This window comes from Proteus sp. G4415, from assembly GCF_963896075.1.
GTDB lineage: Bacteria > Pseudomonadota > Gammaproteobacteria > Enterobacterales > Enterobacteriaceae > Proteus > Proteus mirabilis.
Genome location: NZ_CAWQOK010000120.1, coordinates 1 through 1,626 on the forward strand (window position 1 = coordinate 1; position 1,626 = coordinate 1,626).

Consider the following 1,626-nt stretch of genomic DNA (forward strand, 5'->3'; position numbering starts at 1 on the left):
TGCCAGAAAAAGAAATAATAAAAAAATGGAATTCTGAAGAAGTTTTCGTAAGTGTGATATGTTGTACATATAACCAAGAAAAATATATAGAAGATACAATACTTGGTGTACTCTGCCAAGATACGCCTTATAGATATGAATTTATTATACATGATGATTGTTCTACAGATTCTACATCAGACATAATAAAAAAATATGCAGATAATTATCCGAAAATAATAAAACATATTATCCCTGCTAAAAATATTTATTCACAAGGATTAAAACCATCAATTAATGCTTTTTCTTTTTCTATTGGTAACTATATTGCTCTATGCGAAGGTGATGATTTTTGGGTTGATGATAAAAAAATTAAAAAGCAAGTGGATATATTAGAAGAAAGAAAAGATATTGATATTTGTTTCAGTGCCGCATATACGTTAGAGCCAGATGGCAAAGAAAATATAATAGCTCGTAATAAAAATATTTTCGTTGCCTCCTTATCTGAAGTTATCAGGCAAGGAGGAGCGTATATGCCAACAGCATCTCTTTTATTTAGAAGAAATGTTGCAATAGAATTTAAGAAATATTTTGAAAAAGCACCTGTTGGAGATTATTACTATCAAATATTAGGTAGTATAAGTAACGGTGCTGTATACTTACCTGATATCACATGCGTATATCGTATCAATGCATTAGGATCTTGGTCATCCTCGAGACTAATCATTGATGAAAATAAATTAATAAAAGAACTTACTTCACATGAAGAGCATCTTTTGAAATTAATAAAATTAGGTGCAAACAAAGATGACATAAATTTTGTTATTTCTGACTTATACAGAATAAGATCTAACGAATGTTTTTTATTAAAAAAATGGGATATAGCAAAAAAACTCATAGAAAAATCTTGGTTATTACATAAAAAAATTAATCGAAATCAGCAAAAACTGCATCAATATAGAAAATTTTTATATATTCTTCACTATAGAGAAAAAATAAAAAAAATAATAAAGAAAATAAAATTAAGGTGATTTAAATTATGATATTAGCTGTTATGCAACCTTACTTATTTCCATATATAGGATATTATCAATTAGCTTATCATAGTGATATATTTATATTTTATGATGATGTAAATTATATTAAAGGTGGATATATTAATAGAAATCGAATTCAAACTAGAAATGGTCCACAATTATTTACTATTCCAATAGTAAAATCATCTAGTTTTAAGAAAATCAACGAGCTCTATTTTCAAGAAGATATCAGAAAAATTTTATTATCCATATCTCAATCATATTCTAAAGCACCTTACTTCTCTTCTGTATATCCTGTAATTGAACAAATATTAACAGATAAGAATAGAAATGTTTCTAACATTGCATCAAAATCAATAATTGAAATATTCAGGTATTTAGATATTGATTTTAAATATAATTACTCATCAAAAATACATTACAATCGTAATAATGATAAAAATGCTAAAGATAAATTAATAGAATTATGCAAAATATATAAATGCGACTACTATATAAATAGTATTGGAGGGAAAAAACTTTATAAAAAAGAAGAGTTTTTATCTAATAGGATATTCCTTAATTTTATTAAACCCAAAGAAGTAGTTTATCAACAATTTAATAATAAAAA

At 25.2% G+C, this 1,626-nt stretch carries 2 protein-coding genes; both read left to right on the plus strand.

What is annotated here, in order from left to right:
* A partial coding sequence (locus tag AACU95_RS13315; protein WP_161737084.1) for a glycosyltransferase occupies nt 1-1,010 on the plus strand: 1,010 nt, incomplete at its 5' end.
* 8 nt (nt 1,011-1,018) lie between these two features.
* Nucleotides 1,019-1,626 (plus strand): WbqC family protein (locus tag AACU95_RS13320; protein WP_161737085.1); only part of this gene is annotated, 608 nt, incomplete at its 3' end.